Raw genomic sequence first — 25,447 nt, 5'->3', positions numbered from 1 at the left:
CCTCCCACACAACCGGGCCTACAGCTTCAGCTTCCGCAGCCGGAGCGCATTGCCGATGACGGACACCGACGAGAGGCTCATCGCGGCACTGGCGAAGATGGGACTGAGGAGCAGACCGAAGACGGGGTACAGCACGCCCGCCGCCACCGGCACACCCACGGCGTTGTAGATGAAGGCGAAGAAGAGGTTCTGCCGGATGTTGCGCAGCGTGCCCTGGCTCAGGCGGCGTGCCCGAGCGATGGCCCGAAGGTCCCCCTTCACCAGTGTCACGGCCGCGCTCTCCATCGCGATGTCCGTCCCGGTGCCCATGGCGATGCCCACGTCCGCCTGCGCCAGCGCGGGCGCATCGTTGACGCCGTCTCCCGCCATGGCCACCACCCGCCCCTCCTGCTGGAGCTTCCGGACGGCGTCGCCCTTCGCCTCCGGCAACACCCCGGCGATGACCTCGGTGATACCCAGCCGCCGCGCCACCGCGTCCGCCGTCGTCTGGCTGTCGCCCGTGAGCATCACCACGCGAAGCCCTTCCTCGCGCAGCAACGCCAGGGCCTCCGGCGTGGAGGACTTCACCGGGTCCTCGACACCGAGCAACCCCGCGGCCTTCCCCTCCACCGCCACCAGCACCACCGTCTGACCCTCTGCTCTCAGCGCCTCGGCCCGGGAGGTCAGGTCCCCTCCATCCACCTGGAGCGCCTCCGTCAGGGCCGCGTTGCCCAGGGCCACGTCGGCGCCCTCCACCTTGCCCACGACGCCCTTGCCCGTGAGCGAGCGGAAGTCCTCCACGGGCGTCAGCGTCACGCCACGCTCCTTCGCGCCCGCGACGATGGCCGCGGCCAACGGGTGCTCACTGCCACGCTCCAGGCTCGCGGCCAGCCGCAGCAGCCGCGCCTCCTCGAAGCCCGGCGCGGGCACCACCGTCACGAGGCGCGGCTTGCCCTCGGTGAGCGTGCCCGTCTTGTCCACCACCAGCGTGTCCACCGCCTCCAGCCGCTCCAGCGCCGCCGCGTCGCGGATGAGGACGCCCGCCTGGGCGCCGCGCCCGGTGCCCACCATGACGGACATGGGCGTGGCCAGCCCCAGCGCACAGGGGCAGGCGATGATGAGCACCGCCACCGCGTTGACCACCGCGTGCGCCAACCGAGGCTCGGGTCCCCAGATGGCCCACACGCCCGCCGTCACCACCGCCACCGCGATGACCACCGGCACGAAGACGGCCGCCACCTTGTCGGCGAGCCGCTGAATCGGCGCGCGGGTGCGTTGCGCTTCACTCACGCGCTGGACGATGCGGGAGAGCAACGTGTCCTGGCCCACGCGCTCGGCGCGCATCACCAGTGAGCCCGTGCCATTCACCGTTCCGCCCGTCACCTGCGCGCCCGGGGCCTTCTCCACGGGCAGCGACTCGCCCGTCACCATGGACTCATCCACCGCGCTGGTCCCCTGGAGCACCACGCCGTCCACGGGCACCTTCTCTCCGGGGCGCACGCGCAGCGGGTCCCCAGACTGGACGCTCGCGAGCGGCACATCCTCCTCGTGACCGTCCTCTCCCATTCGCCGCGCCACCGGCGGCGCGAGGCTCAGCAGCGCCCGCAGTGCACCGGAGGTCGCGTGCCGGGCGCGCAACTCCAACACCTGTCCCAGCGCGACCAGGGTGACGATGACGGCGGCGGCTTCGAAATAGAGGGGCGCGGAGCCGCCGTGCCCCGTGCGCAGTCCCAGTGGCAGGGCCTGCGGCAGCAGCGTGGTGAAGACGCTGAACAGATACGCCGCGCCCGTCCCCAGGGCGATGAGGGTGAACATGTTGAGGTGCCGGTTTCGCACCGACGCCCAGCCGCGCTGGAAGAAGGGCCAGCCCACCCAGAGCACCACGGGCGTGGCCAGCACGAGCTGCGCCCAGGCCAGCACGCCCGCGGACACCGCGTGTTGCACCGGCTGCCCGGGAATCATGTCCGACATGGCCAGCACGAGCAGCGGCACCGTGAGCGCCAGGCCCACGCGGAAGCGCAGCCGCATGGATTGCAGCTCCGGGTCCGGCGGCTCCTCCGCCAGCACCGTGCGCGGCTCCAGCGCCATGCCGCACTTGGGGCAGCTCCCCGGGCCGTTCTTCACCACCTCCGGGTGCATGGGGCACACGTACTCCACGCGGGATTCCTGGACGGGAAGCGTCTCGGGCTCCAGCGCCATGCCGCACTTGGGGCAGGCGCCGGGATGCGATTGGCGGACCTCCGGGTCCATGGGGCAGACGTACAGGGTGCCCGGCGCCGGCGTCGGTTCCGGCGCGGTCTCCGCGGGCGAGAGGTAGCGCTCCGGGTCCGCGCGAAATCGCTCCCGGCACCGGAGATTGCAGAAGGCGTAGGTCAGCCCGGCGTGCTCCAGGTGACCGCCCTTCGGGGCGTTCGGGTCCACCTTCATGCCGCAAACGGGGTCGATGGCGGGCGCCTCCCCGGCCGGAGAGGGAGGGGGCGTGCGGGAATGCGGCGCGTGCGAATGGTGTTGGGGCATGGCGCTTCGAGGCTCCTTTCGCCCAGGCCAACGAAGCACCCGGCCGGCTCTTTCTGGGTGTTTCCCTAGAGGTAATCTCTCCTCCGGCCACGGACATTCATCTTGACCTCCAAGCACATACCCTCTCGCTCCATGGCTGGCCGTCGAGAGCCCCTGGACGAGGAGCAGAGTGCTCTTCACGACTCGTGGGACACGGTGCTGCGCACGGTGGGCCGGGTGGTACTGGGCACGGTGCTCATCTGGGGGGTGTGCTCGGCGCTGCGGTATGGCGTCCATGCCACCAGTGACACGTTGCTGGCGTTCGCGTCGGGGCGGAGCCTCTGGTGGGCGCCGCTGGTGCTCGCGGGCGTGCTGCTGCTGGGCGGACTGCTGCGAGGACTGCTCAACCGCCGGCCCGGCTGGAGCGACGTGGCCTCGGATGGGGTGAACGTCGCGCTCTTCAACTACCACATCACCTACGAGGACCCGGCGGACGACCCGCGCCCTCGCTACTCACGGCCCGCCATCCGGCTCGCCCTGCGCAAGGCGGTGGCCACGTTGCTCACGCTGGGCACCGGCGCGTCGGGCGGGCTGGAGGGTCCGGTCGTGCTGGTGGGCGAGTCCCTGGGCGCGGGCGTGGCCCGCCTCACCCGTGCCCGCTCCGAGCACACGCTGCGCACCTGCCAGCTGGCGGGCATCGCCGCGGCGGTGGGAACGCTGCTCAACGCGCCGTTCGCCGCCGCGCTCTTCGCGCTCGAGGTCGTCTACGGCAACCGCATTGTCTACCGGAAGCTGGCGTACTGCCTGCTGGCGGGAATCATCGCGTACGCGCTCAACAACCGCCTCCTCGGCTTCAAGCCCATCTTCGTGGCGCCGCCGCACCCGCACACGTACACGCTGGGGGAGTACGGACTCACCGCGCTGGTGGCCGTGGCGGTGTCCGCACCCATCGCGCTGCTGTTCGGCCTGACCATGAAACACACGCGCCAGGTGGTGGAGCGCGTCAGCCCGGTATTGCGCGGCGCCATGGGGGCGCTGTGCACCGTCCTGGTGGCCGGAGGGCTCTACTACGGCGCGGGCATGGACTTCCGGCACGTGCTGGGCATGGGCGAGTACACCATCGCCCAACTGCTGGCGGATACGCCGGGGCCGCTGTCGCTGTGGTGGTACCTGCTGCTCATCGTGGGTGGGAAGCTGCTCACCACGGGCTTCACGGTGCAGTCCGGTGGCTCGGCGGGCATGCTCATCCCCAGCATGGTGCTGGGCGGCGTGTCGGGCGCGGCCACGGCGCAGATGCTCGCGTCGGTGACGGGTACGGGGCCGGCGGACGTGACGGTGTTCGTGGTGGTGGGCATCGCCTCCGCGCTGGTGGCGGTGGTCGGCGTGCCCCTGGCGGCCATTGCCCTGGTGCTGGAGGTGTTCGGCTCCGCGTATGGCCCGCCCGCCGTCCTCGCATGCTGCGTCACCTACGTGCTGACGCTGCGGTTGTCTGTCTACAACGAGCAGCGCCGCGTGCAGGCCGTGGCGACGGAGCCCGTCGCGAGCGATTGAGCGGGGACACGGCAGGGACGCACGGTCCCTGGTGACATATTGCCGCGCGACAAAACGCCACAGCTCCGCCCGGCAGTGCACTCGGCACAGTGCCGTGCCATGAAAAAGCACGCTTCCCTCTCTTCACTCCCCGATTTGGGCCGGATGCTGGCCCTGGCCGCCATGGCACTCCTGGCACTGCCCGCCTGTGGTGATGACGGCGCGACCGACGAGCAACTCCAGGCCTCGGAGGATCAACGCCGCCAGCTCGAGCAACAGGTCTCGGAGCTCGAGGAAGAGGTCACCCGGCTCGAAGCCCAGGTCGCGCGGCAGCAGTTGGACGCGGAAGCAGCTCAGGCGGAGCTGGCCGACATCACCCAGCAACTCGAAGAGGCACGGGAACTGCTGGCATCGCAGGACTGGGAGGGCGTCTATCAACAGCTCACCCAGGTGCGCGCGGAACTCGCGGCGCTGCGAACCCAGTTGGCCGCCATGGACGGCAGCCTGGAGCTGAACGCGGCCTTCGTCTTCGGCACCGCGCCATTCGCCCTGGGCCAGACGTACGCCACCGCGGGCGGAGACACCGTCACCTTCTCCCAGGTCCGTTACTGGCTCTCCAACGTGACGCTGCTCAAGCAGGACGGCACCACGAGGGCGCTCACCGACAGCTACCACCTCATGGAGGTCATCAACGCGCAGGAGTTGGACGGCACCTCAACCCCCGTGACACTTCCCGCCAACCGCCGCGAGCGCGTCCAGGCCCGAGCGGTCCCCGCGGGCACCTACTCGGGCATCCGGTTCAGCATCGGCGTGGACCCCACCTACAACGACGACCTGAGCCGCCAGGCGGGCGAACTGCACGTCCTCCAGAACATGGCATCCGTAAGCTGGATGTGGTTCACCAGCTACATCTTCACCAAGACGCACGGCACCTACGTGACGGCCCAGGGCACGCAGGGCGACTTCACCTGGGACACCGGTACCAACGCCAACTACCGCACGGTGGAGTTGCCGTTCCCCACCACTGTCACCGTCAACTCCCAGAAGCACCTGGCGGTGAACCTCCAGGCCAACGTGGAGGCCCTGTTCGCGTCGCTCAACCCGAGCACCACACCCAGCATCGGCGCCACGCAGAGCACCGAGAGCGCCACGCTGTCGGACGGTTTCGCCAACATGTTCTCCCTGGTGTCAGTGGAGAACGCCGACCGATGAGCCCCACCGCGCCTCGGAGCATGGCCGCGGCGTCCTTGGCCTGGCTCCTGCTGGGCGCGTGTGGAGAGGGGGGCCCTCCGCCAGTCGAAGAGGGGCCCTTCCCGCGGCACCTCCCCGTGGGGATGGCCGTCATTCCCTCCCCTCCGGACAATCCGCTCACGCCCGAGGGCATCGCCCTGGGACGCTGGCTGTTCCACTCACCTCGGCTGTCCTCCAATGGCCAGGTGTCCTGCGCCACCTGCCATGAACAGGCACGAGCCTTCGCGGACGACGCGGCCCTCACCCGGCGTGGCGTCAGCGGACGCCCACTGGTGCGACACGTCCCCGCCCTCATCAACCTGGCCTGGATGGAAGGACTCTTCTGGGACGGCGGCTCGAAGAACCTCGAGTCCCTGTCCCTGGCGCCGCTCACGCACCCGGACGAGATGGGTAACAGCCAACTATCGTCCATGATGGCGCGGCTGTCCTCGGAGCCGGAGTTCGCCCAGCGCTTCGAGAACGCCTTCGGCCCTGACGGCCTCACCCTGAGCAACCTGCTGCGCGCCCTGGCCCAGTTCCAACGGACGCTCGTCTCCGCGGACTCCCGCTATGACAGGTGGCGACGGGGCGAGCCGGGCGTAAGCCTGAGCCCTCAAGAGCAGCACGGGCTGGCGCTGGTCCAGCGGCACTGCGCCACGTGCCACGCCACGGAGCTCTTCACCGACAACGCCTACCACAACAATGGATTGGACTCGGACGCGGCCTTTGGCGAAGGCGAGGCGGAGTCGCGAGGCAGGGGGCGCGTCACGCAGCGCGCCGAGGACGCGGGGCGATTCAAGACGCCCACCCTGCGCAACGTCGCTGTCACCGCGCCGTACATGCATGACGGACGGCTCGCGACCCTGGAAGACGTCCTGGAGCACTACCGCGGCGGAATGGTGCCATCCACCACGCTGGACGCCGCGTTTCAGCGCCAAGGTCAGGCCCCAGGACTGTCGCTGGATGACACGGCAAAGGCCGCCATCATCTCCTTTCTCGATGCATTGACGGATGAGGGCTTCCTCTCGGAGCGCGAGCTGGCGACCCACAACAACCCGTGAACAAACTTCACCACAAGTCACAACCTACAGATGCCTCACATCCGCGCTCCTCAAAAATTACCATCCACATACAAAGACCCTCAATAATTTTCAAACAAAACGATTTGACTAGCGCTCTTTCATCCAAACAAACTAGACAACAAACACCTGCACTCCAGCGGGCCCTGGATCGGACGCTCGGTCTAAAAGGACACCCATCACCATGAAGCGCACTGCAATTTCGCTAATGATGGCATTTTCGTTCATATCTGGGTTGACGGCCTGTGGTACCGACCAGACTGATTCGTCGGAGGCACCTATCACTGAAGGCGACGTCGCCGCGCAGGCTTGCCCAGATGGCTACTATTACTGCCCTACCACTGGCAATGTGCCAGCGGATCGTCACTATTACTGCGGCAGCAGCGAGGTCACCCTGGCCAGGGTCGAGTGTCTAGAGTACTGCAACTACGTAGAGTGCATTCGCGTCACTCTCTAAGGCCTGCATGACTCGCTGGCAGCCAGTCTTCGCCAGCAACCATGAAGAGACTTGCACGCCGGGCAATAGAGCCAAGGAGAGGTGAGTTCTACCCCTATCTCTCCTTGTATCTTTTCAACAAGGCTGGGCGTCGATCACTTCAGCGCCCCCTACGCTCTGTTGGGCAATGCCAATTCGCTGTCTGGCGACCAAGCTATCCTGAATCCGGATTTCCTTGCCTCAACAGCGCGATTGACAGGCCGCCACGTCTGTTTACTCGACTGGCGACTCTCAAGACTGAGGCCACCATCCAGAGTAACTAAAAACAAGCAGACCACTCTTCCGCGCATCGCATCAAGGAGTGGTCGACGGGTCCGCGAAGCGCGGGTCCGTCAGGAACTCCGTGTCGGTGAGCGATTCGAGGAACGCCAGCACGTCTTCCCGCTCCTGCTCGGTCAGCGTGAAGCCTCTCACGAAGCCACTCTGCAGCGGACTGGTCTCGCCGCCGCTCACCAGCCGCGCGTGTCCTCCCGCGGCGTAGTGGTCCAGCACGTCCGACAGCGTGGCCAGACTGCCGTCATGCATGTATGGCCCGGTGACGGCCACGTTGCGCAGCGACGGCGCGCGGAAGCGGCCCATGTCCTCGGGACGGCCCGTCAGCTCGATGAGGCCCGGGTCCTCGGCAGGGTACGCGCCCTGGCCGTCCTCGTTGTAGAGGCCCGTGTTGTGGAAGGGCAGGATGGGCTCGGACGTCGCCTCGTGCACCGTGGCGTCCTGGAAGTTGAAGCCGGTGTGGCAGTGGTCACACTCCAGCCGCTCCGAGAAGAACAACTCCATGCCCCGCTTCTGCTGCCGCGTCATGGCCTCCACTTCATTGCCATACACATAGCGGTCATATGCGGAGTTACCGGAGATGAGGCTGCGCTGGAACGACGCCAGCGCCCGCGTCAGCGTGGCCACGGACACGGGCTCCACGGCCTCCGGAAACGCGCGCTGGAACTCCGCCGCCAGTTCCGGGACCGCGCGCAGCCGGCCGAGCAACTCCTCTTCCCTGTCACCGAAGCCCAACTCCACCGGCTCCTTGCCGAACAAGGGCACCAACGCTTGCGCCTCCAGCGTCGTGAGCGAGGGATTCGCCCAGGTGAGACTCGTGGCATAGGCGACGTTGGCCAGCCCCTGGGCGTTGCGGCGGTGCGTCTCGCCCGTGCTGCCCTGCGACGTCACCAAGGGCTCGGTGAAGGCTCGCGCCGGGTCATGGCAGGACGCGCAGGACTGCGTCTCGTTCCGTGACAGGCGCACATCGAAGAAGAGCCTCCGTCCCAGCTGCACCTTCTCCTCCGTCATCGGATTGTCCGCGGGCACTCGCGGCGTGGGAAACCCCGCGGGCAGCTTCCACACGTAGGTCTCCGCCTCGCCGTCCGTGGCGCCACAGCCCGCGCCCAGCCAGGCCAGCACCGCCAGCACCCCTGCTCGTCTTCCCACGCGCCACGCCATGACGTCCCCCCTCCTACTCCGCCTTGATGAACGCCTGAGGCCCCGGTGCCCCCTCCTGGCTCCGGTGCGTCAGCCCCATCCGGCTGAACACAGGCGCGCAGTCCGGGTCCGTCTGCTGCGACATGCACCCCACGGAGGTGTTGGGCACCGCCGCGTTCTCATCCAGGTTCGAGCCCGAGAAGAGCGCCCCCAAATCCAGCACCACCTTGCCAGACGCCAGGTCGAACGAGTCCAGGGCCACCTCCGGACGGTTGCCGAACGTACATCCCGCGGTGCCGTTCGTCTGGCCCTCCGGCGGCGGTGCACAGTCCGTGCTCCCCAGGTGCATGACGTGCCCTCCGGGAAGTCCCGTCGTCCGGCCCTCGATGCGCGTGAAGAGATAGCCCGAGCGCCAGCCCCAGTAGAGGCTCGTGTCGTTCAGCGGCGAGGGCGCCGTGGACACATCGAGGTGGTTCTGCGTCTCCGGCACGCCCAGCTTGAAGCGCAGGCCGGTGTAGTTGCCCTCGGGCGCCGTGCCGGTGATTCGCAGGTTCGTCGCCTGGGTGCCGTTGGTGCACAGGCCCGTCTTGTCCGCGAAGTCGAGCAGCGCCGTGCCTTCAACCTGCCACCGCGCGTCCTGCTCGAGCTTCAGCGGCACCTCGGTGCCCTCAGCCGTGACGAGCCGGACGTCGTGCAGGTACACGCGCAGGTCCATGGGCTCGTACGTCGTCCCCGTCGTCCCCACCCCGGTGTAGGTGCGGCCACATGCGAAGGGCTCGCTGCCCACCCGGGCCTCGAAGGGGATGGCGACTTCCATGTCATCGCCACAGCCCAGGACGCCCAGCAGCGCGAAGGGAAGCATACGGACGGCACGACGATGAGCGAACACCATGGCGGACTCCCTTGGAATGGAGTCTCCGCGTAACGCAATCCCGACGGGTGGAGAACGTGGCAAGTTGCCACAGGCCGCAGTACTTGCCCCATGGAGGGCAGCAGGCGACCAACCTCAGCCGCCTTGCACGTTGTAGCCCGCGTCGCCGTAAGGCCTGAGCCGGTCCAACCAGAGCGCCTCCAGCACCTTCAGCTCCTCCTCCGGCGCCACCACGGGCTCGTCGGAAGGCTTCAGCACGTCGAGCACCTCGAAGGTGAACTGCTCCGCCCCGTAGCGCCTCCAGTCCTCCAGCAGCGTGGGCAGGCGGTCCATGCCCGTGGACAGCTCGAAGCGGATGCGATTGAGCATGCCCTGGACGTTGGCGCTCGCGCCCACCAGCACCTTGCCATTGGCGAGGCAGCGCACGGCGTACACGCCCATGGGCGGCGGTGCTTCCCGGTAGGAACGCTTCAGTTCGGAGCGGCGGGAGTCAGCGGACATGGGAGACCTCGTGTCTGGAGAAGTTGAAGCGTGGGAAGGCGAATGACGGACGAACCGCTGGGCGAGCCGGGCCTGCGCGGCCCCGTCCCTTGGCGCCATCCAGTCGCGGCCCGTGCACGACCAGTCCGCGTCCGCGGGGTCGACACCGAGCGCCTCGACGAGGCTGGCCTCGCAGACGAAGAACTGCTCGCGGAACGGAAAGAGGAAGCCGCCCTGTACCCGCAGGGAGTCAGCGGCCTCCGCATAGGAAGAGAACCAGCGGTTGAGGTGGGCGCCGCCCACGTGGGCGAGCAGGTGCTCGAAGTCGAGCTCACGCACCTGCTTCAGGTCGACCCAGGTGACGTGCCCCTGCTCACGCGCGATGACGGCCAGCGCATGCTTGCGTTGTACCGAATCCTTCCGCGCGAGCACCTCGCCCAAGGGCAGTCCCGCGAAGCCTGGCAGGACGCGCAGCCGCTCCGCTGCCCGGGCCGCGCGCGACGCATCCGTCGAGGCCAGCTCCTTGAGCAGGAGCGACGCGCGGACCTTGCATTCGTGGAGGGAGACGACGGTTCGCATGAAAAGTCCCTTGGCGTCGGCCCTCACCCGTTCGTGGGCCGTGGAAGGAACTCATCTGGAACTGTCGAACGGCGGAGAGAAGCGAGGGTGACGTCGTCTTTTCGGGCAGGCGCCCCTCGGCACCTGGGTGGGAGTTAACGAGGCGGACCGTCCCGGTGCAAGCGCTTTCAGACGTCCGTCGAGCCAGACACCAAGGCCCCGCCTGCCCGGTGGGACGGCTTGCAAGAGCAGTCCAGGCATCCGTGCGCGGCGCAGCTGCCGCAGCTTCGCTCCAGTTGCTTCTTCAGCGCCTGGCGGGCCCGGTGGAGCCGCACGCCCGCGTTGTTCGCGGTGATGCCCGCCTCGCGCGCCACGTCCGGGACACCGCGCTCCTCCAAGTCTACCTGCCGCAGGATGTCGGCGTACTCAGGCTTGAGCGTGGGCACCAGCTCACCCACGCACGCGCAGACGGCTTGCTTCAGCTCCGTGTCCACCGTGGCCCCCTCCGCCTCCTGTGCCTCGCGCTCCAGCGCGCGCCCCTCCGCCGCCTGGCGCCGGTAGTGGTCCACCAGCGCGTTGCGCAGCAGCCGGTAGAACCACGCCACCGCGCCCTCGCCCTCCTTCAGCGCGCCGCCCTTCTCGAGCGTCCTCACGAACGCGGCCTGGAGGATTTCCTCCGCGATGGCGCGGCTGCCCACGCGCCGCTCCAGGAAGGCGAGGAACTGGCGGTGGTTGTCCACCAGCGCACGCACCACCTCGTCACTCAGCTGTCCGGTCTCCGTCACGCCGCACTCCTTTCCCACCCGTCATCTGCACATTCCGGCCCCATGTTTTCAACGCCTTGACGCCGGCATCCGCCCCGGGCACCGGGCATTCCCGCCAAATCCTGACGTGAATGGAAGATGCCGTGACGGAAGTGAAACCACACGAGGCATTGACAGACACCGGGGTCCACGCTTATTTCGTCCGCAGCATCAAGAGCGGCCGCCGCCTCGCGCGGTGGCCCGACAACCTGGAGTCGGACCTCCAAGGTGTCCAAACGATGCGGTTCGAGGAGCAGGGGCTCCCCGAGCAATCCAAGCGTCCGAGGCCGGAGGGCTCCCTCCCGCTTCGGTGAGAGAGGACCTCCGTGGTTCCATCCACCTGCTCCGCACCCGCACCGTTGACCGCCGCGCCCGTGTTGCCCGTGCTTCGCCGCGCGCGCGTCATGCATCGAATGCGCTGGCCCGGCGGCACGCACTAGTCCGCCAGGGCCCCGACTCCCTCCCCATCTTTTTTCTTCCCTCCGTGGGCGCTCGCGCGCCGCGTCTGGCCGGCGTGTGTCCGGCACAGGGCGCCGCGTCTGCCCTTCCCTTTCGCAGCAGGGCCCGCCGGCCCCCTTGAGGTTCTTCGATGAGCAGCACGTCCCTGCAGGTGATGAAGTTCGGTGGCACGTCCGTGGGCTCGCCCACGCGGCTCCGCCAGGTGGTGGAACTGATTGGCACGCACGCGCGGCAAGGCCCGCTGGCAGTGGTCGTCTCCGCGATGGGCGACACCACGGACTGGCTGCTGGACGCGGCCCGCCTCGCCACCGAGGGTGACCTGGAAGGCGCGCTCGCGGTGGCCACGCGCATCGCCGACCTCGCGAAGGCCAACGCCGCGGCGCTGGCGCCCGGACAAGCCACCGCGCTGGCCGAGCGTGTCGACGGGCTCTTCGCGCCGCTGAGTCAGCTGCTCCAAGGCATCTCACTCACGCGAGAGTGCTCCGCCCCCACGAGAGACCGGGTGCTGTCATTCGGTGAGCTGGTGTCCGCCACGCTGCTGGCGGAGCTGCTCACGGCCCATGGCACGTCCGCCACCTTCCGTGACGCGCGGCAGCTCCTGGTGACGGATGACCGCTTCGGCGCGGCGCGGGTGGACCTGGTTCGGACGCGGGAGCGACTCCAAGCCGCCCGGGAGACGTGGGACCTGGAGGTGCCCGTGCTCCCCGGCTTCATCGCCGCCACGCCGGATGGACGCACCACCACGCTGGGCCGCAACGGCTCCGACTACACCGCCGCGCTGGTGGCGCAGGGCCTGGGCGCGTCGGAAGTCACGGTGTGGACGGACGTGCTCGGCCTGCACACCGCCGACCCGGAGCTGGTCACGGACGCCTACCCCGTGGCGCACCTCACCCACGGCGAGGGCCTGGAACTGGCGGCGGTGGGCGCCCGCATGCTGCACCCGCGCACGATGATTCCGCTCATCGAGTCCGGAATCTCCCTGCGCATCCGCAACACCATGGAGCCGGAGCACCCGGGCACGCTCATCGACGCCATCGGTTCGCGCGACGGCCAGCGGCCCGCCTGTATCGCGACGCGCGAGGACCTGGCGCTGCTCGGCATCGAGGTGCGCAAGCTGTCCGACCAGTTCCAACTGGGGGAGCGCGTGCTGGCCGCGCTGCGAGAAGCGCGCGTCACGGTGTGGATGACCGCGCAGTCCGCCAATGGCCAGTCACTGGCCGTCGTCGTGCCTCGCCCCGACGCGGAGCACGCGCGGTCCGTGCTCGCCGCCGAGCTCGCGCTGGAGCTGTCACGCCGCGAAGTGGAACCGCTGGAGGTCCGCCAGCCGGTGACGCTGCTGACGCTGGTGGCGGAGGCCATGGGCCACGGCGTCAACGTGGCCGGGCGCTTCTTCAGCGCGCTGGGCGCGGTGGGCGTCAACGTGCGCGCCAGCGCCCAGGGTGCCAGCTCCCGCTCCCTTTCGTGCGTCGTCGACGCGGCGGACACCTCCATCGCCGCGCGCACCACGCACGCGGCCTTCAACCTGGCCCATCAGCAGGTGAGCCTCTTCGTCCTCGGCCGAGGCACGGTGGGCGGACAACTGCTGGCCCAGCTGCGCGCCCAGCAGGCGCTGCTCCGGGACAGGCACGGCATCGCGCTGCGCGTCGTGGGGCTGGCGGACAGCAAGCGCGCGCTCTTCGACGCCGCGGGGCTCGCGCTCGACGGCGTGGAGGCGAGGCTCGAAGGCGTGACGCCCGAGGCGCCCCAGGCGCGCACCCTGGTCCCCTTGTTGGACGCACTCCGGCGGCTGCCCGTCCCCATCCTGGTCGACTGCACCGCCGCGGGCGGGCTGGAGGCGCTCTACACGGAGGCCTTCCAGCGCGGCATCCACGTGGTGGCGGCCAACAAGAAGCCGCTGGCGCTGCCGTGGGAGGCCCGCGAAGCGCTGGTGGACACGGCGCGCCGCAACCACGTCGCGTACCACTACGAGACAACGGTGGCGTCCAGCCTGCCCGTCATCGACACGCTGGCGAACCTGGTGCGCACCGGTGACACCGTTCGCCTCATCACCGCGTCCCTGTCCGGCAGCCTGGGCTTCATCTGCAACGAGCTGACGGCCGGCGTGCCCCTGTCCCGGGCTGTCCGCACCGCCCGGGAGCGCGGCTTCACGGAGCCGGACCCTCGCGAGGACCTGAGCGGCACGGACGTCGCGCGCAAGGCGCTCATCCTCGCTCGGGAGCTGGGCCTGCCGCTCTCCCTGTCGGACGTGGCGCTGGAGCCCTTCGTCGCCACGGATGAGTGCGCCAGCGTGGACTCGTTCTTCCAGGTGCTCGCCACGCAGGACGCGGCCTACGCGGAGCGTGTGGCCCGCTGCCGCCACGCCGGCACCGTGCTGCGCTACCTGGCACGCATCGACCCATCGAAGGCGGGCACGGGCAGCCCCGTCATCCGCGTGGGCCCCGTAGGCGTCGAAGCGGGCCACCCCGCGGCGGACCTCCGCGGCTCCGAGTCCTTCGTCTCCTTCACCACCACCCGCCACAGCGACTTCCCGCTCACCGTCCGGGGCGCGGGCGCGGGCGGCGCCGTCACCGCGTCCGGCGTGCTGGCGGACATCCTCCGCATCTCCCAGACGCTGCGCGGCCGCTGAGCGCGCCACCGAAAGGGCCCACCTCATGAAACTCGCCACCGCTCTCGTCCACGCCGGCGTGCGCCGCGACCCCACCACCGGCGCGGTCGCCGTCCCCATCTACCAATCCGCCACCTTCCAGCATCCCGCGCTCGGGCAGTCCACCGGCTACGACTACTCGCGCACACGCAACCCCACCCGCTCTGCGCTGGAGGATGCGCTGGCGCAACTGGAGGGCGGCAGCCGAGGCCTGGCCTTCAGCTCCGGCATGGCGGCGCTGCACTGCGCCCTCCAGCTCTTCGGCCCAGAGGATCACGTCCTCCTCACCGAGGACCTCTACGGCGGCACCTACCGGCTGGTGGACCGCATCCTCCACGTCCCCTGCACCTTCGTGGACACCTCCCGACCTGGCGCCGTGCGGGACGCGCTGCGCCCCAACACCCGCGCCATCGTCGTGGAGACGCCCACCAACCCGATGATGCGCACCGCCGACATCTCCGAACTGGCGGCCATTGCCCGCAAGGCCGGGGTGCTGCTCATCGTCGACAACACCTTCCTCACGCCGTGGTTGCAGCGCCCGCTGGAGCTGGGCGCGGACATCGTCGTGCACAGCGCGACGAAGTACCTGGCCGGGCACAACGACGTCGTCGCGGGCGCGCTGGTGGTCAAGGACGCGGCGCTGGGCGAGCGGCTCGCGTACCTGCAGAACGGCATCGGCGCGATTCTCGGTCCGCAGGACGCGTACCTGGTGATTCGCGGCCTGAAGACGCTGGCCCTGCGCATGGAGCGGCACCAGGCCAACGCGCGGGAAGTGGCCGCGTGGCTGCGCGCCCACCCGGGCGTGGAGCGCGTCTTCTATCCCGGCGTGGGCGGGATGCTGTCCTTCACCGTCGCCCACGCGGCCCTGGTGCCCCAGGTGCTCGCGTCCGTGCAGCTGTGTCTCTTCGCCGAGTCGCTCGGCGGCGTGGAGACGCTCATCACCTACCCCACCACGCAGACCCACGCTGACATCCCCGCCGAGCGCCGGGAGGCGCTGGGCATCTCCGACCGGCTGCTCCGGCTCTCCGTAGGAATCGAGGACTCCCATGACATCATCGCCGACCTGGCCCACGCGCTTCGCGACCCGTTTGCTGCACACGGGGCATGAGCAGGACCCCACCACGGGCGCCGCCGCGGTCCCCATCTACCAGGTGTCCATGTTCGACCAGCCGGGCCTGGAGACGCCCGGCGAGTTCGACTACGCGCGCTCCGGCAACCCCACGCGCAAGGCCCTGGAGGGCGTGCTCGCGGCGCTGGACGAAGGCCACGCGGCCTTTGCCTTCGGCTCCGGCATGGCCGCCGTGTCCAGCGTGCTGATGCTCTTCAGCGCGGGGGACCACGTCGTGGTGACGGACGACTGTTACGGCGGCACCTACCGGGTGCTCACACGCGTCTTCAGCCGCTTCGGCCTGCAAGCCACCTTCGTGGACACCAGCGACCCGGACGCCGTGCGCGCCGCCCTCCGCCCCAACACGCGGGCGCTGCTGGTGGAGAGCGTGAGCAACCCCTTCCTCAAGCGCACCGACATCCCCGCGATGGCGCGGGTGGCCCAGGCACATGGGGCGCTGCTCATCGTGGACAACACGTTCCTGTCCCCGGCCCTCTCGCGTCCGCTGACCGAGGGCGCGGACATCGTCATCCACTCCGCCACCAAGTACCTCGGCGGCCACAGTGACGTCGTCGCCGGGGCGGTGGTGGTGAAGACGCCCGCGCTCGCGCAGGAGCTCGGCTTTCTCCAGAACGCGGTAGGCGCGGTGCTGGGCCCCCAGGACTGCTTCCTCCTCCAGCGGGGCATCAAGACGCTGCAGGTCCGCCTGGAGCGGCAGGTGCGCACGGCGGGAGCCCTGGTGAAGTGGCTCACCGGGCGGCCAGAGGTGCGGCAGGTCTTCTATCCAGGCACGGGCGCGGTGGTGTCGTTCCGGCTGGCCCAGGACACGCTGGCGGCGCCCTTCGTGGAATCGCTCCAGCTCCCCTTGCTGGGCGTGTCGCTGGGCGCGGTGGAGAGCATCATCACCGTTCCGGCTCGACACTCCCACGCCTCCGTCCCCGCCGCCGAGCGGGAGCGCCGGGGCATCACCGACGGACTCATCCGCTTCTCGGTGGGATTGGAGGACCTGGAGGACCTGCAAGAGGACTTCGGGCGGGCATTCACGCAGGCAGGCCGCGTGGCGGCGTAGGCCGCCAGGTTGACATGCCGCGTCGGCTCCATTACCTGTCTGCACCGATGCTCGCTGGTTGCGCCATGTTCGGATTCTGTCGCGGAGGCATGTGTTGTCATGCCCCCACGGGTCCGTCCGTTCGCGCGCGCTGAGCCTCCCTCACGAAACGAACCGACGTTCCTCCCGGCCCGGCCCGTTGCCTGCTTCGTCCAGGCACGGGCCGTCCTTCGCGCACCTCGCGCGAGCCCTCGTCCCACCTCCGCAGTCCCCAGGAGCAGTCCATGCGCGGCACCCCGGACACGAATGAGCAGCGGCCCCCTGGGCCCGCGCGAGCCACGCCCAGCCGGAGCGCCACGCCGTGATTGCGTTTCGCGGAGTCAGCAAGGTCTACACGGCGGGCGGGCGGGAGGTCGCGGCGCTGAGGAACGTGTCGCTCCGGGTGGAGGCCGGTGAAATCCACGGCGTGCTGGGACAGAGCGGCGCCGGCAAATCCACGCTCATCCGCTGCGCCAACCTCCTGGAGCGCCCCACCGAGGGCTCCGTCTTCGTCGACGGACAGGACTTGCTGGCCCTCAGTCCGGAGGCACTGCGCAAGGCACGCCAGGGCATCGGGATGATCTTCCAGCACTTCAACCTCTTCGGCTCGAAGACGGTGGCGGCGAATATCGCGTACCCACTGGAAGTGGCGGGCGCCCCACGCGAGGCCATCCGCGAGCGCGTGGAGGAGCTGCTGTCGCTCGTGGGACTGTCCGACAAGGCGCAAGCCTACCCCTCGCAGCTCTCCGGCGGACAGAAGCAGCGGGTGGGCATCGCGCGGGCGCTGGCGCCCCGGCCTCGCGTCCTGCTGTCCGACGAGGCCACCTCCGCGCTGGACCCGGAGACGACGCGCTCGGTGCTGGGGCTGCTGCGTGACATCAACCAGAAGCTCGGCGTGACGCTGCTCCTCATCACCCACCAGATGGACGTGGTGAAGGCCATCTGCGACTCGGCGTCGGTGCTGGAGCGGGGACGGCTCGTGGAGCAGGGCAAGGTGACGGAGCTGCTCGCCCATCCCAGCACCCGGCTGCATCAACTGTGCTTCCCAGCCTTCGCCCCACCGACGGACGCGCCCTCGGGCCGCCGCGTGGCGCTGACGCTCGCGGGCGAGCACGCCCGGCGGCCCCTCCTGGGCACCCTGGCGCGCCAGTTCGACGTGGACGCCCTGCTGGTGGAAGGCGCCATGGAGCGCGTGGGCAACACCCGCGTGGGCAGGCTCCTCGTCGACCTCCAGGGTTCCGCTGACGCCGTGAGCCAGGCACTCGCCTACCTGCGTGAGCAGGGACTGACGCCCGAGGAGGCCGCACATGGATAGCCAGCTTCCGCGCCTGCTGGGCGTGGCCACCGGTGAGACGCTCTACATGACGTCCGTGGCCGCGGCGCTCGTCCTCCTCGCGGGCCTGCCCTTGGGCGTGCTGCTGGTCGTCACGGACCGCGGTGGCCTGTGGGAGCGTCCGGCGCTGAACCGGGTGCTGGGCACGCTCGTCAACGTGGGCCGCTCCGTCCCGTTCATCATCCTCATGGTGGCCATCGTCCCGCTCACCCGCCTGCTGGTGGGCACCACCATTGGCACCACCGCCGCCATTGTTCCCCTGGTGGTGGCGGCCATCCCCTTCATGGGCCGCGTCGTCGAGCAGAGCCTCCGGGAAGTGGACGCCGGACTGGTGGAGGCCGCCATCGCCATGGGCTCCACCCACCGCCGCATCGTCTTCCATGTCCTCATTCCGGAGGCGCTGCCGTCGCTCGTGCGCGGCACCGCGCTCGTCATCATCAGCCTGCTGGGTTACAGCGCCATGGCGGGCGCGGTGGGCGGCGGCGGCCTGGGCGACCTCGCGGTGAAGTACGGCTACATGCGCTTCCGCACCGACGTCATGTTGGGCTGCCTGGTGGTGTTGCTGGTGCTTGTGCAGCTCGTCCAATGGCTGGGTGACACGCTGGCCTCCCGCTTCGACCACACCGGCGCGCGCTCGTCGCGCTGACGCGCCCTCTCCTTCCCGTTGTCCCTGGAGTCTTCTGACATGAAGTCCCCCTCTCGTTCCCTGCTCACCCCGCTGCTGCTCTCCGTGACGCTGCTGCTCACGGCCTGCCAGAAGCAGGAGGCGTCCTCGGGCGAGTCTTCCAGCGTCCGCACGTTGAAGGTCGGCGTCAACCCGGTGCCCCACGGAGACATTCTCCGCGCCGCCGCCGCCGTGGCCCTGCGCGAGGGCGTGCGCGTCGACGTGGTGGAGTTCACCGACTACGTCCAGCCGAACATCGCGCTGTCTGACAAACAGCTCGATGCCAACTACTTCCAGCACGAGCCCTACCTGGAGCGCTTCGCCGGCGACAGGAAGCTCGCGCTGACCAGCGCCGGCCCGGTGCATCTGGAGCCCCTGGCGCTCTACTCCACGAAGTTCCGTCAGCTCGCGGAGCTTCCGGAGGGCGCTCAGGTGACGCTCCCCGCCGACCCCAGCAACCTCGCGCGGGCGCTGCGCCTGCTCGAAGCCCAGGGCCTGCTGCGTCTGCGCGAGGGCGCGGGCGCCACGGCGACGGTGCGGGACGTGGCGGGCAATCCACGCAAGCTCGACCTGCGGGAGATTGATGCGGAGCAGCAGCCCCGCACGCTGGAGGACGTGGCCGCCGCCGTCATCAACGGCAACTACTTCCTGGAGGCCCAGAAGCACCTGAAGCTGGACGCGAAGGTGCTGGCGCGTGAGGCCGCGCGGGAGAACCCCTACGCCAACGTGCTCGCCGTGCGTCAGGGCGACGAGCAGCGCGCCGAGGTGCGCACGCTGGTGAAGGCGCTCCAGTCCGACGAGGTGCGCCGCTACATCGAGTCCACCTACGGCGGCGCGGTGGTGCCCGCCTTCTGACGGACGCCACGTCCTGCTTGCGCGCCGTGCCCGGTCCGAGCATGACAGGGGCACGCGCGCGGGGCCCTCCCAGCCCCGCTAGACGAGGGAGCGAGCACAATGGCCTTGCGGTTCAAGAACCTCGATGGCAGCGGGCCGCAGCCGTTCAGCAGTGTCTTCAAGTGGGCCGTGGCCGACAAGCTCGCCGGCCGCCGCCGCAAGTCCCCGGCCCGTGCAGAGGTCCCCCGCGTGGAGCCCGACCTCGCACTGCTCGCCACGCCGCCCGCGCCAGGCGAAGGCGCCCGGCTGACGTGGCTGGGGCATGCGAGTTGGCTCGTGCAGTTGGACGGATTGTCCCTGCTCATCGACCCGGTGCTGCGCGATGCCATCAGCGGCGTCATCCGGCGCAACGTGCCGCCGGGCGTCCCGGTGGAGAAGCTGCCGCCCATCACCGCCAGCCTCGTCTCCCACAACCACTACGACCACCTGGACCTGCCCACGCTGGAGCAGGTGGGCGCCCCCATCGTCACCGGCCTGGGCCATGCGCCGGTGTTCCGGGGCTCGGGCCTGGACGTCACGGAGTTGGACTGGTGGCGCTCCACGCAGGTGGGCGCCGTCACGGTGCACTTCGTCCCCTCGCAGCACTGGAGCCGCCGCGGCCTCAACGACGTCAACGAGATGCTCTGGGGCGGCTTCGTCATCGAAGGCTCCAGCGCTCGCGTCTTCCACTCCGGCGACACCGCCTACTTCGAGGGCTTCAAGGAGATTGGCCTGCGCTACCCGGGCATCGACGCCGCGATGCTGCCCATTGGCGCGTATGACCCGGCCTGGTTCATGCGCCGTCAGCACATGAACCCCGAGGAAGCCGTGCAGGCCTTCGAGGACCTGGGCGCCGCGCGCTTCCTGGCCATGCACTGGGGCACCTTCAAGCTCACCGACGAGCCGCTCGACGAGCCGCCCCGCCGCCTGGACGCGGAGTGGACCCGGCGGGGCCTGGCGCGTGAGCGCGTCGAAGTGCTGCCGGTAGGTGGAACACTCACCGTGCGCCGCGGTTGAAACCCACCAGGGGCTATGTTGTGGGAAGGGCATGCTCCTGCCCACCCTCCTCGCCATGACGCTGCATCAGGCACCGTCGTCCCTCACCACCGTCTCCGAACAGAGCGGCTGGACGCGCACGGGCCGCTACCCGGAAGTGGAGTCCCTCTGCCGCGCCTTCCCCAAGGCGTTCCCCGGCAAGGTCCGCTGCGACACGATTGGCACCACGCCGGAAGGCCGGCCGCTGCTCGCGCTGGTCGCCAGCGCGGATGGCACCCTCACGCCCGCCGCCGCGGCGCGCAAGCAGCGCCCCGTCGTCTTCTTCCAGGGCGGCATCCACTCCGGTGAGATTGACGGCAAGGACGCTGGCTTCTGGCTGCTGCGCGACCTGCTCGCCGGGAAGGAGCAGCCCGGCGTCCTCAAGCGCGTCACCGCCGTCTTCGTCCCCGTCTTCAACGTGGACGGCCACGAGCGCTTCGGCCCCAACCACCGTCCCAATCAAAATGGCCCCGAGGAGATGGGCTGGCGCGCCACCGCGCAGAACCTCAACCTCAACCGCGACTACGCCAAGGCGGAGGCCCCGGAGATGGTGGCCCTGCTGAAGTACCTCCACGCGTGGGACCCGCTCGTCTACGCCGACCTGCACGCCACCAACGGCGCCAAGTTCGAGCATGACGTGTCCGTGGGCATCGAGCCGCAGAAGTCCGGGCCGGCCGCGCTGCGCGAGCTGGGCGTGAAGCTGCGCGAGGAGCTCTTCACCGAACTGGAGTCACAGCAGCACCTGCCCGTGCCCTTCTACCCGTCCTTCATCGAGGACGATGACCCCACCTCCGGCTTCGCCTACGGCGTGCCGCCGCCGCGCTTCAGCCACGCCTACTGGGCCGCGAACCGCCGCTTCGGCGTGCTGGTGGAGACGCACTCGTGGAAGCCCTATGCGGAGCGCGTGAAGGCCACGCGGAACATCGTGGCCAGCCTGCTGCGGCTGGTGGCTCGTGACGGCGCCGCCCTGCGCGCGGCGGTGAAGGCGGCGGACGCGGCGGACGCGGCCGGCAAGACGCGCGAGGTGGTCCTCGCATGGAAGAACACGGAGCAGAAGCGGACCATCGACTTCCGGGGCTACGCCTATGAGCGGGGCGCCTCCGACGTGTCCGGCCAGACGTGGATTCGCTACGACGACACGAAGCCCCAAATCTGGAAGGTGCCCTACTTCGAGGAGATTCAGCCCGCGCTCACCGCCTCGCTGCCCGCGGGTGGCTACCTGGTGCCGCCCGCGCACGCCGCCTGGGTGGAGGCGAAGCTGGCCGCGCACGGCCTGCGCTCGCAGCGCCTCTCCAAGCCCGTGGCCAGCGCGGCGGTGGAGAGCTTCCGCGCCACCGAGGCGAAGTGGAGCATCCAGTCCGTGGAGAACCGGCAGACGCTCAACGTGAAGGGCGCGTGGGAGCCCCAGACGCAGCAGATTCCCGCGGGTACGCTGTACGTGCCGGTGGCGCAGGAGGGCGTGGAGCTGGTCGCGCACCTGTTTGAGCCCACGGGGCCGGATTCGCTGCTGTCCTGGGGCTTCTTCAACGCCCACTTCGAGCAGAAGGAGTACGTGGAGGACTACGTGCTGGAGCCCTTCGCACGGGAGTTGCTCGCGAAGGACGCTTCGGTGAAGGCGGAGTGGGAAGCGAAGCTGAAGGACCCGGCCTTCGCCAAGGACGCGCGCGCCCGCCTGCGCTTCTTCTATGAGCGCCACCCGGCCCGCGACGTCCAGCTCCGCGTCTACCCCGTGCTGCGCATCCAGGCCGCGCCCCAGGAGCTGGCGGCGGTGAAGCCCGCGAAGCCGTAGGAAGCCTGGCCATGAAATGAAGACGCCCCGGAGCCAGCAGGCCCCGGGGCGTTTTTCTTTCAGCCCTGCTGACTCCGGCCTCCTTCTTCAACGAAGGCCGGAGCGCTTCCGCATCATCAGCCGATGATGCCTTCGCAGGCGCAGTAGCTCTGGTTGCAGACCGAGTTCGGACCGCAGCCGCCGCAGTCCGACTTACAGGCACAGGCGCACGTGTTGGGGTCCGCCTGGTACCGGTCACCGCAGTTCAGCGCCCCGGTGTCACACACACAGCCGCACGCGTTCGAGTCGAACTTGAAGCCCGGCGCGCAGGTGGCCGACTGGACGCACGAGCACGAGCAGGTGTCCGTGTTGCACGTCTCGTAGGTGCCGCACGTGCCGCCGCAGTCCGGCGCGCAGGTGAAGGCGCACACCGCGGGGTCCGTGTTGCACACCTGGCCCGGGTCACCACCGCCGCCGCAGTCCGACGGGCACTCGCACTGGTCCGTGGTGCGGTTACACGTCAGCTTGCCTTCACAGAAGTCCGGGTCGTTCGGGTCGTGGTACGGGTCCGCCGCGCACGGCGCGGGGATGCCGTTCGGGTTCGTCGTGCGGTCCGTCCAGTAGCGGTAGGACAGCGCCGCCTGGGTGGTGCCCGCGTTCTGCGGGCGGCACCCGCCGTAGAAGGACACCGCGCGGCTGATGCCGTCCACGTCGAAGCCGTGAGTGCGGCTGCGTGGCAGGTCTCCCGGCGTGGGGCACTGCGACGCGTTCGCCACCGCGTCCATGGCCACCTTCAGCGAGGCGCCGATGGGCGGCTTCTGCGTCCGGTAACCCACCGACGCGATGACGCTGTCGATGATGGCGTTGATGGTGGTGGTGATGGCGTTCGAGTCCCGGATGCTGCCGTACACGCCGCCGGTGGCCTGGATGATGTCCAGGTGCCGCGGGTTCCGGGGGTCTTCCTGGGTCTGGCACCAGGTGCTGGTGTCGTTGGTGGCGTTCTCATGCGGGCAGAGGATGCCGTGCACGTCGATGCGCTGGTTCAGCGGGTTGCGGTTCGTCCCCGGCTCGTTGCCCGTGCCCAGGAAGTACTGGCTGTACGTATCGATGGTGCCGCTGGACTGGTCCCGCGTGTCCGTCAGGATGACGACCACGACCTTGGCGCCCGCGCGGAAGCGCGTCTCCGCCGTGCCACCGGACGAGGCCAACAGGTTGGTGACGGCGCGAGCGGCCTCCAGCGGACGCTCCGTGCCGTTTCCGCTCTGCCCCACCCAGCACTGCGAGTTGGACGAACAGGTGGTGGGCTGGGTCCCCGCGGGGATGGTGACGGTGGTGCACTGGCCGTTGCCGCCGCAGGTGCTGTTCTGCGTCAGCCACGCCCGGAACTGGTTGATGTTCTGCGTGAAGCCACGCAGCAGCCCCGAGTTCGAACCACTGCCATAGGTATAGGTGGTGCTCACCATCGCCAGCCGATAATCCAGCGTCGCGTTGGCCAGCTTGTCCGCCACGGCCGAGGCCGCGTTGGCCAGCGACTGCTGCGACGAGGCCATGGAGCCGCTGTCGTCCACCACGAAGATGAAGTCCACCACCGCCTGCCGCACGGTGAACTTCTCGCACTGCACCGCGTCCGCGTCACCGAACTGCGCCAGCGCCGAGCCACCCGCCGTGTCCGCCGTCGTGAAGAGGCTGCCCGCCTCGTTGTAGCGGGACGTGGGGGTGATGGCCAGCACCACCACCACGCTCTGGTCGGAGCGGTGCACGTACTGCGCCTGCATGGTGAAGGGCCCGGTGATGCCGGCCGTTCCCGTCAGCTCTCCCGTGCTTCCGGGCACCAGCGAGCGGGTCAGGGTGTTGGTGAACGTCTTCAGGTCCGCGCCGCCCGACATGGCGTAACGCGCCGACAGCGCGGCGTAGCCGTCCCAGGTGTTGAAGGTCTGCTGGAAGTCACGCGTGGCGGAGTTGAACGACGCAGAGCGGATGCCCGCCTCGTCATTCGTGGGGTTGGACGACGAGCCCACGCGACCGCGCTTGTACGCAATCAGCGTCACCTGCTTGGTGGCGTCCCAGCCGATGATTCCCACCGCGTTGTTGCCATCGCGGATGGTGCGCAGGTTGGCGTCCGTGAAGGTGGAGGGCAGCGCCAGCCGCAGGTCCGCGCCGTTCTCCTCCTTGAAGGTGACGGTGCGCAGGTTGGACGTGCGGCAGGCCTGGCCCGCCGGCGTGTTGGCCGCGCCGTCGGCGGGGTCATTCGGGTTCAGCTCGCCCTCGTCCACGCGACCGTTCTGGTTGGCGTCCTCCGCGCCGTCCTGGATGCCGTCACCGTCGCTGTCGGGGTTCGTCGGGGACGTGGTGGTGGTCGGGTCCGCGTCGCCCACGTAGCCACAGTTCTGACGCGGCGCCTGCGCCGTCGTCACGCCCAGCTCCAGGCCGTCCAGCAGGCCGTCGCCGTCCGTGTCGGGGTTGGTCGGGTCCGTCTCACCCGGGTCCACGCGGCCGTTACCGTTGGTGTCCTCTCCGCGGAAGCCATTGCGGCCCGGGCCGTCCTGGAGACCGTCGCAGTCGGTGTCCGCCAGTCGGGGGTCCGTCTCACCGGCGTCCACGCGGCCGTTGCGGTTCTTGTCCTCGACACCGTCTTGGATGCCGTCGCCGTCCGTGTCCGCGTTGTTCGGGTCCGTGCCCGTCGCAATCTCCACCGAGTCCGGGATGCCGTCGAAGTCGGCGTCCGGAATCGACGCGGCGCAGTCCGCCACGCGCGGGTCCGTCTCGTTGCCGTCCACGATGCCGTTGCGGTTGACGTCCTCGTCACCGTCGCTGCAGGTGTCGCCGTCCGAATCCGGGGCGAGCGGGTTGGTGCCGGTGCGCGACTCCAGGCCGTCATCCAGGCCGTCGCCATCCGTGTCGCGCTTGCGCGGGTCCGTCTCACCGGGGCTCACCACGCCGTTGCGGTTGGCGTCCTCCGCACCGTCCGACAGGCCGTCACCATCCGAGTCGATGGCGTTCGGGTCCGTCTCGCCCGGGTCCCTCCGGCCGTTGCGGTTGAGGTCCTCCAGGCCGTCCGGAATGCCGTCGCCGTCCGTGTCCGCCAGCACCGGCGAGGTGCGCGTGGTCGTGTCCTGGTCACCGGGGAAGTTGCAGCTGGGGTCGGGGCTCGAGGTGCGACCCACCTCCACGCCGTCGCGGATGCCGTCGCCATCCGTGTCGCGCAGGCCGGGGTTCGTCTTCGCGCCGCCGGGATAGATGGTCGCGAACTCCTCCGCGTCCGTCAGGCCGTCACAGTCGGAGTCCTTCGTCGAGTTGTCAGGGTCATCGATATCCGTGGGCACCTCACCCGGATCGGGGTCCGGATCCGGAATCACGCCCGCGTCTTCTTCAAGCGGGCCGGCATCCGTACCGCCGTCCCCGTTACCGTCGGGGCCAGCATCGGTGTTCGGTTGTGGATTGGGGTCAGGGTCTTTCCCACCGCCGCAGCCAGTCAGCAACGACGCTGCCAGCAACGCGCAGGAGAAGTACCTCATCAGGGAGTTGCGCATCGTCTTTGACT

Annotated in this window: 17 protein-coding genes and 1 riboswitch; of the genes, 11 read left to right on the top strand and 6 right to left on the bottom strand. The window is 69.5% G+C overall.

Annotation, left to right across the window (positions count from 1 at the left end; all coding sequences use genetic code 11):
- Positions 1-18: 18 nt before the first annotated feature.
- Entirely contained in the window at positions 19-2,496 is a 2,478-nt protein-coding gene (locus BHS09_RS05170; RefSeq protein WP_140797337.1) for a heavy metal translocating P-type ATPase, read from the bottom strand.
- 132 nt (positions 2,497-2,628) lie between these two features.
- Here BHS09_RS05170 and BHS09_RS05165 point away from each other — a divergent pair, with 132 nt between their 5' ends.
- The 3 genes from BHS09_RS05165 (at position 2,629) to BHS09_RS05155 (ending at position 6,296) form a co-directional block, all read left to right on the top strand.
- Positions 2,629-4,026 (top strand): chloride channel protein, encoded by a 1,398-nt coding sequence (locus tag BHS09_RS05165; RefSeq protein ID WP_140787780.1) that lies wholly within the window; start codon positions 2,629-2,631, stop codon positions 4,024-4,026.
- A 99-nt stretch (positions 4,027-4,125) separates the two neighbouring features.
- Positions 4,126-5,217: an MbnP family protein gene (locus BHS09_RS05160; RefSeq protein ID WP_140797336.1), complete on the top strand. Its 1,092-nt coding sequence runs from the start codon at positions 4,126-4,128 to the stop codon at positions 5,215-5,217.
- A complete protein-coding gene (locus BHS09_RS05155) occupies positions 5,214-6,296 on the top strand; it encodes a cytochrome-c peroxidase (RefSeq protein ID WP_237080195.1) in 1,083 nt (360 codons plus the stop codon). Before BHS09_RS05160 ends, BHS09_RS05155 begins: the two co-directional genes overlap by 4 nt.
- Before the next feature lie 808 nt (positions 6,297-7,104).
- Here BHS09_RS05155 and BHS09_RS05150 read toward each other — a convergent pair.
- From BHS09_RS05150 to BHS09_RS05135, 4 genes are all read right to left on the bottom strand, one after another.
- The gene (locus BHS09_RS05150) at positions 7,105-8,244 is read right to left on the bottom strand and encodes an MbnH family di-heme enzyme (protein ID WP_140797335.1); all 1,140 of its coding nucleotides are present in this window, start codon (positions 8,242-8,244) and stop codon (positions 7,105-7,107) included.
- Positions 8,245-8,257: 13 nt separating this feature from the next.
- The gene (locus BHS09_RS05145) at positions 8,258-9,085 is read right to left on the bottom strand and encodes an MbnP family copper-binding protein (RefSeq protein WP_237078054.1); all 828 of its coding nucleotides are present in this window, start codon (positions 9,083-9,085) and stop codon (positions 8,258-8,260) included.
- 144 nt (positions 9,086-9,229) lie between these two features.
- Positions 9,230-10,153 (bottom strand): GIY-YIG nuclease family protein, encoded by a 924-nt coding sequence (locus BHS09_RS05140; RefSeq protein WP_174260494.1) that lies wholly within the window; start codon positions 10,151-10,153, stop codon positions 9,230-9,232.
- Positions 10,154-10,320: 167 nt separating this feature from the next.
- Positions 10,321-10,917: an RNA polymerase sigma factor gene (locus tag BHS09_RS05135; protein ID WP_140787773.1), complete on the bottom strand. Its 597-nt coding sequence runs from the start codon at positions 10,915-10,917 to the stop codon at positions 10,321-10,323.
- 181 nt (positions 10,918-11,098) lie between these two features.
- Positions 11,099-11,221: riboswitch (SAM-I-IV-variant riboswitch) on the top strand.
- Positions 11,222-11,524: 303 nt separating this feature from the next.
- Here BHS09_RS05135 and thrA point away from each other — a divergent pair.
- The 8 genes from thrA (at position 11,525) to BHS09_RS05090 (ending at position 21,927) form a co-directional block, all read left to right on the top strand.
- Positions 11,525-14,020, top strand: coding sequence for a bifunctional aspartate kinase/homoserine dehydrogenase I (thrA, locus tag BHS09_RS05125; protein ID WP_140797332.1), 2,496 nt, complete (start codon positions 11,525-11,527; stop codon positions 14,018-14,020).
- Positions 14,021-14,045: 25 nt separating this feature from the next.
- Positions 14,046-15,146, top strand: coding sequence for a PLP-dependent transferase (locus BHS09_RS05120; protein WP_140797331.1), 1,101 nt, complete (start codon positions 14,046-14,048; stop codon positions 15,144-15,146).
- A complete protein-coding gene (locus tag BHS09_RS05115) occupies positions 15,085-16,215 on the top strand; it encodes a trans-sulfuration enzyme family protein (protein WP_140787768.1) in 1,131 nt (376 codons plus the stop codon). The genes BHS09_RS05120 and BHS09_RS05115 overlap by 62 nt, the downstream gene beginning before the upstream one ends.
- Before the next feature lie 340 nt (positions 16,216-16,555).
- Positions 16,556-17,548: a methionine ABC transporter ATP-binding protein gene (locus tag BHS09_RS05110; RefSeq protein ID WP_140797330.1), complete on the top strand. Its 993-nt coding sequence runs from the start codon at positions 16,556-16,558 to the stop codon at positions 17,546-17,548.
- Positions 17,541-18,212, top strand: a complete 672-nt coding sequence (locus BHS09_RS05105; protein WP_140797329.1) for a methionine ABC transporter permease — start codon at positions 17,541-17,543, stop codon at positions 18,210-18,212. The genes BHS09_RS05110 and BHS09_RS05105 overlap by 8 nt, the downstream gene beginning before the upstream one ends.
- A gap of 39 nt (positions 18,213-18,251) precedes the next feature.
- The gene (locus BHS09_RS05100; protein WP_140797328.1) at positions 18,252-19,085 is read left to right on the top strand and encodes a MetQ/NlpA family ABC transporter substrate-binding protein; all 834 of its coding nucleotides are present in this window, start codon (positions 18,252-18,254) and stop codon (positions 19,083-19,085) included.
- A 99-nt stretch (positions 19,086-19,184) separates the two neighbouring features.
- Positions 19,185-20,120 carry an MBL fold metallo-hydrolase gene (locus BHS09_RS05095; RefSeq protein ID WP_140787760.1) on the top strand — a complete coding sequence of 312 codons (936 nt, stop codon included), beginning with the start codon at positions 19,185-19,187 and terminating at the stop codon, positions 20,118-20,120.
- A 31-nt stretch (positions 20,121-20,151) separates the two neighbouring features.
- Entirely contained in the window at positions 20,152-21,927 is a 1,776-nt protein-coding gene (locus BHS09_RS05090; protein ID WP_140797327.1) for a M14 family metallopeptidase, read from the top strand.
- 116 nt (positions 21,928-22,043) lie between these two features.
- On the opposite strand, the gene cglD is transcribed toward BHS09_RS05090, so the two are convergent.
- Positions 22,044-25,436 (bottom strand): adventurous gliding motility lipoprotein CglD, encoded by a 3,393-nt coding sequence (gene cglD / locus BHS09_RS05085; RefSeq protein ID WP_140800613.1) that lies wholly within the window; start codon positions 25,434-25,436, stop codon positions 22,044-22,046.
- Between the last annotated feature and the right edge of the window lie 11 nt (positions 25,437-25,447).

The sequence above is a fragment of the Myxococcus xanthus genome (assembly GCF_006402735.1).
GTDB classification, from domain to species: Bacteria; Myxococcota; Myxococcia; order Myxococcales; family Myxococcaceae; genus Myxococcus; species Myxococcus xanthus_A.
This window is presented reverse-complemented; position numbering and strand designations above follow the sequence as displayed.

Bases quoted from the DNA above. Each gene is read 5' to 3' on its own strand.
- BHS09_RS05170 (WP_140797337.1), bottom strand. From the start codon at position 2,496: ATGCCCCAACACCATTCGCACGCGCCGCATTCCCGCACGCCCCCTCCC.
- BHS09_RS05165 (WP_140787780.1), top strand. From the start codon at position 2,629: ATGGCTGGCCGTCGAGAGCCCCTGGACGAGGAGCAGAGTGCTCTTCAC.
- BHS09_RS05160 (WP_140797336.1), top strand. From the start codon at position 4,126: ATGAAAAAGCACGCTTCCCTCTCTTCACTCCCCGATTTGGGCCGGATG.
- BHS09_RS05155 (WP_237080195.1), top strand. From the start codon at position 5,214: ATGAGCCCCACCGCGCCTCGGAGCATGGCCGCGGCGTCCTTGGCCTGG.
- BHS09_RS05150 (WP_140797335.1), bottom strand. From the start codon at position 8,244: ATGGCGTGGCGCGTGGGAAGACGAGCAGGGGTGCTGGCGGTGCTGGCC.
- BHS09_RS05145 (WP_237078054.1), bottom strand. From the start codon at position 9,085: ATGCTTCCCTTCGCGCTGCTGGGCGTCCTGGGCTGTGGCGATGACATG.
- BHS09_RS05140 (WP_174260494.1), bottom strand. From the start codon at position 10,153: ATGCGAACCGTCGTCTCCCTCCACGAATGCAAGGTCCGCGCGTCGCTC.
- thrA (WP_140797332.1), top strand. From the start codon at position 11,525: ATGAGCAGCACGTCCCTGCAGGTGATGAAGTTCGGTGGCACGTCCGTG.
- BHS09_RS05120 (WP_140797331.1), top strand. From the start codon at position 14,046: ATGAAACTCGCCACCGCTCTCGTCCACGCCGGCGTGCGCCGCGACCCC.
- BHS09_RS05115 (WP_140787768.1), top strand. From the start codon at position 15,085: ATGACATCATCGCCGACCTGGCCCACGCGCTTCGCGACCCGTTTGCTG.
- BHS09_RS05105 (WP_140797329.1), top strand. From the start codon at position 17,541: ATGGATAGCCAGCTTCCGCGCCTGCTGGGCGTGGCCACCGGTGAGACG.
- BHS09_RS05100 (WP_140797328.1), top strand. From the start codon at position 18,252: ATGAAGTCCCCCTCTCGTTCCCTGCTCACCCCGCTGCTGCTCTCCGTG.
- BHS09_RS05095 (WP_140787760.1), top strand. From the start codon at position 19,185: ATGGCCTTGCGGTTCAAGAACCTCGATGGCAGCGGGCCGCAGCCGTTC.
- BHS09_RS05090 (WP_140797327.1), top strand. From the start codon at position 20,152: ATGCTCCTGCCCACCCTCCTCGCCATGACGCTGCATCAGGCACCGTCG.
- cglD (WP_140800613.1), bottom strand. From the start codon at position 25,436: ATGCGCAACTCCCTGATGAGGTACTTCTCCTGCGCGTTGCTGGCAGCG.